At 71.4% G+C, this 3,829-nt stretch carries 5 protein-coding genes; 3 read left to right on the top strand and 2 right to left on the bottom strand.

Annotated features, from left to right (window positions below; all coding sequences use genetic code 11):
* The 3 genes from ilvC to VFN12_RS02570 all read left to right on the top strand — a co-directional run.
* On the top strand, positions 1-786 hold a 786-nt coding region (gene ilvC / locus VFN12_RS02580; RefSeq protein ID WP_325116996.1), incomplete at its 5' end, for a ketol-acid reductoisomerase.
* A gap of 112 nt (positions 787-898) precedes the next feature.
* Positions 899-1,600: a DsbA family oxidoreductase gene (locus VFN12_RS02575; RefSeq protein WP_325116995.1), complete on the top strand. Its 702-nt coding sequence runs from the start codon at positions 899-901 to the stop codon at positions 1,598-1,600.
* 2 nt (positions 1,601-1,602) lie between these two features.
* On the top strand, positions 1,603-1,953 hold the full coding sequence (locus VFN12_RS02570) for a DNA polymerase ligase N-terminal domain-containing protein (RefSeq protein WP_325116993.1): 351 nt from the start codon (positions 1,603-1,605) through the stop codon (positions 1,951-1,953).
* 60 nt (positions 1,954-2,013) lie between these two features.
* Here VFN12_RS02570 and VFN12_RS02565 read toward each other — a convergent pair whose 3' ends face one another.
* Together VFN12_RS02565 and VFN12_RS02560 are read right to left on the bottom strand one after the other, a co-directional pair.
* Positions 2,014-2,835 (bottom strand): ABC transporter permease, encoded by an 822-nt coding sequence (locus VFN12_RS02565; RefSeq protein WP_325116992.1) that lies wholly within the window; start codon positions 2,833-2,835, stop codon positions 2,014-2,016.
* On the bottom strand, positions 2,832-3,731 hold the full coding sequence (locus VFN12_RS02560) for an ABC transporter ATP-binding protein (protein WP_325116991.1): 900 nt from the start codon (positions 3,729-3,731) through the stop codon (positions 2,832-2,834). Before VFN12_RS02560 ends, VFN12_RS02565 begins: the two co-directional genes overlap by 4 nt.
* Positions 3,732-3,829: the final 98 nt, after the last annotated feature.

The following is a 3,829-nucleotide window of genomic DNA, read 5'->3' as shown; positions in this document are numbered from 1 at the left end:
CCCGACCACGTGCAGCGGAAGCTGTACGCCGAGTCGGTCGAGCCGAACATCGCGGCGGGCGACACCCTGGTCTTCGGGCACGGCTTCAACATCCGCTTCGGCTACATCACCCCGCCCGAGGGCGTCGACGTGTTCATGGTCGCGCCGAAGGGTCCGGGCCACCTGGTCCGCCGCGAGTACGTCGACGGGCGCGGCGTGCCGGTCCTGGTCGCAGTGGAGGAGGACGCCTCGGGCAAGGCCTGGGACCTCGCGCTGTCCTACGCCAAAGCCATCGGCGGACTGCGCGCCGGCGGGATCAGGACGACGTTCACCGAGGAGACCGAGACCGACCTGTTCGGCGAGCAGGCCGTGCTCTGCGGTGGCGCGAGCCAGCTGGTGATGTACGGATTCGAGACCCTGATCGAGGCCGGCTACCAGCCGGAGGTCGCCTACTTCGAGTGCCTCCACGAGCTCAAGCTGATCGTCGACCTGATGTACGAGGGCGGGATCGCCAAGCAGCGGTGGTCGGTCTCCGACACCGCGGAGTACGGCGACTACGTGTCCGGGCCCCGGGTGATCACGCCCGAGGTGAAGGACAACATGCGCGCCATCCTCGAGGACATCAAGAACGGATCCTTCGCCCAGAGGTTCATCGACGACCAGGACGCCGGGGCGCCGGAGTTCAAGGAGCTGCGCGCCAAGGCCGAGCAGCACCCGATCGAGCAGACCGGCCGCGAGCTGCGCAAGCTGATGGCGTGGGTGAAGTCGCACGACTCCGACTACGTCGAGGGCACCGCCACCCGCTGAACAACGCTGACCCGCCCGAAACTGACGCGCGAAGACGCTGACCCGCCCGAAACTTTCGGGCGGGTCAGCGCATTTGGGGAACAGTCGAGCCGGGGGAGCGGTTGGGACCACCGTGCGTATCGACATCTGGTCCGACGTGGTCTGCCCGTGGTGCTACATCGGCAAGCGCCGGTTCGAGGCGGCGCTCGCCGGCTTCGAGCACGCCGCCGACGTCGAGGTGGTGTGGCACTCCTACCAGCTCGACCCCGGGGCGCCGTCCGAGCCGACCGACTCCGTGGCGGAGCACCTCGGCCGCAAGTACGGCGGTGGCCCGGCCGCGGGGGCGCAGATGATCGACCGGGTCGAGGCCGTGGCGGCCGAGCAGGGCCTGGTCTACCGGCTCCACCAGGCGCGGCGCGCCAACACCCTGGACGCGCACCGCCTCCTCCACCTCGCCCTCGAGGCCGGCCCGGGAGTCCAGGACCGGCTCAAGGAGGCGCTGCTGGCGGCGTACTTCACCCAGGCCCGCAACGTGGCCGACCACGACGTGCTGCGCGAGGTCGCGGCCGTCGCCGGACTCGACCCCGCCCGGGTCGACGAGGTGCTCGCCAGCGATGCGTACGCCGCCGCCGTCCAGGCCGACATCGAGCAGGCCCACGCCCACGGCTCCAGCGGAGTCCCGTTCTTCGTCGTCGACGGCCGGTACGGCGTCTCCGGCGCCCAGCCCGCCGAGGCGTTCGGCGAGGTGCTGCGACGTGCCTGGGCCGAGCGCGAGCCGAACCTGCAGCTGGTTGGTGGCGACGGGGTGTGCGGCCCCGACGGCTGCCCGGACTGAACGTGCCGGAACGCCCGGTGTTCGTGCTCCACGAGCACGACCGACCACGACACCACTTCGACCTCCGACTGGAGGAGGACGGCGTGCTCCGCTCGTGGGCCGTGCCCAAGGGACTACCGGACGACCCCAGGGCGGACCGGCTGGCGGTCGCGGTCGAGGACCACGAGCTCGAGCACGCGACCCACACCGACGCCGACAAGCGGATCGCCGACTCCGGCTGGTGGGAGCTCGAGGACCGCAACGACAAGCGCTTCGTGTTCGTGCTCCACGGCCAGGCGGGGTCGGCCCGCTACGCCCTGATCGACACCGGCTCCGACTGGCTGCTGCACCGGGTGCGGAAGCAGCCCTCCTAGCGCACACGGTTGTGCTGAGGTGGCTGCCGGAGCAGCCACCTCAGCACAGGACGCCCAGGGTTACTTGACCTCGGAGCGACGGACGAGCATCAGGCCGACGACCAGGGGAAGGACCAGCCAGCCCACGGCGGTCACACCCAGCTGGGCCCACGCCTCGCCCCCGACCGGCCACCCTTCGAACAGCAGGCCCTGCGTGTAGTTGAAGTCGATCCACGGCTGGAGGTCGCGGAACCACTCCTGGCTCGCGGCCAGGACGGCGGTCAGGCCACCGAGCACGAAGCCGTAGACGAAGTACCCCACGATGGCCGCCGCGGAGCTGCGGATCAGCACACCGAGCATGAAGCCGACCAGCAGGCCGAGCACGTTGGCCACGACCAGCGACGTGGCCTGGTTCCACGTGATGTTCCAGACGGGATCGACGCCGGTGAGCGCGGCTCCGGCCAGGTTTCCCACGGCGCCGATGCCCATCGCCACCACCATCGAGAGGGCGCCGAGCGCCACCGAGATCAACAGCTTGGCCCAGATCACCGCACCCCGCTTCGGCACCAGGGCGAACGTCGTCAGACCGCTCCGCTGGCTCCACTCGCTGGTGACCGAGAGGATCGCGATCACGGGCAGGATGATCGCCATCGGGGCGCCGACCGCCGCGCCGAAGCTGTCGTAGGTCAGCGCGCTGTCCGGCGCGAAGGCGATCACCGCGCCCGTGGCGAGCACAGCGGTGATCCCGATGCTCGCGGTGAGCCAGGAGCCCGACCGGGTGTTGAACATCTTGGTCAGCTCGACCCACAGGATCCGGCGGAACGGGATCCGGGCGGGGACCGCCCGCGCGGTACCGGAAGCTGGGGCGGGGGCAGGCGCCTGGGTCAGGGGCATGGTGCTCATGCTGCTGCTCCTTCGCGGGAGGTCTCGGCGGTGAGCTCGAGGAACATCTCCTCGAGGCCCGCACCGTCGGCGGTGCGGAGCTCGGTCAGGGGTACGCCGGCGACGTGGGCGATCTTGCCCACCAGGGCCGGGTCGGCGTCGGCCCGCAGGCCGTCGTCGCCGTACGCCGCGGCGGTCACTCCGGACTCGGTGAGGGCCCGCGCCAGGTCGGCCACGGCACCGCACCGGACGATGGTTCCGGCCGCCGAGAGGAGGTCGTTCTTGGTGCCGTCGGCGACGATGCGACCCTGCCCGATCACCACCAGGTCGTCGGCGATCACCTCGATCTCGTGCAGGAGGTGCGACGACAGCAGGACGGTTCCGCCGGTGTCGGCGAAGTCGCGGAGCAGGTCGCGCATCCACCGGATGCCGGCGGGGTCGAGCCCGTTGGCGGGCTCGTCGAGGACCAGGACCTCCGGGTCCCCGAGCAGCGCCGTGGCGATGCCGAGACGCTGGCGCATCCCGAGCGAGTAGTTCCGGACCCGGCGGCCGGCCTCGGTCTCGGCCAGGCCGACCCGCTCGAGCATCTCGTTGACACGGGAGGCGGGAAGACCCATCGTGCGGGCGGCGACGCGGAGCGTCTCGCGGCCGGTGCGACCCGCGTGCTGCGCGGAGGCGTCGAGGAGGACGCCCACCTCGCGGCCCGGGTTGGGCAGGTCCGCGTAGCGCCGGCCGAGGACGGTCGCCGAGCCGTGGCTCGGCGGGGTGAGGCCGACCATCACCCGCATGGTGGTGGACTTGCCGGCTCCGTTGGGTCCGAGGAAGCCGGTGACCCGGCCCGGTCGGGCGGCGAACGTGACGTCGTCGACGGCCTGGAACCGGCCGTACTGCTTGCTGAGGGACTGGACTCTGATCATGACGCCCACGCTCTCGCGCGGGCGTGGGGCCCGCCCATCGGTGAACCTGCCCACCCGACCCTCGACCGACCCCGAGGGATCTCGGGGTCGACCCCGAG

It is taken from the genome of Nocardioides sp., assembly GCF_035703625.1.
In the GTDB taxonomy this organism is placed as follows: Bacteria; Actinomycetota; Actinomycetes; order Propionibacteriales; family Nocardioidaceae; genus Nocardioides.
The sequence above is the reverse complement of the archived record's forward strand: the minus strand, read 5'-3'. Positions and strand labels throughout refer to the sequence as shown.

Bases quoted from the DNA above. Each gene is read 5' to 3' on its own strand.
- VFN12_RS02565 (WP_325116992.1), bottom strand. From the start codon at position 2,835: ATGAGCACCATGCCCCTGACCCAGGCGCCTGCCCCCGCCCCAGCTTCC.
- VFN12_RS02560 (WP_325116991.1), bottom strand. From the start codon at position 3,731: ATGATCAGAGTCCAGTCCCTCAGCAAGCAGTACGGCCGGTTCCAGGCC.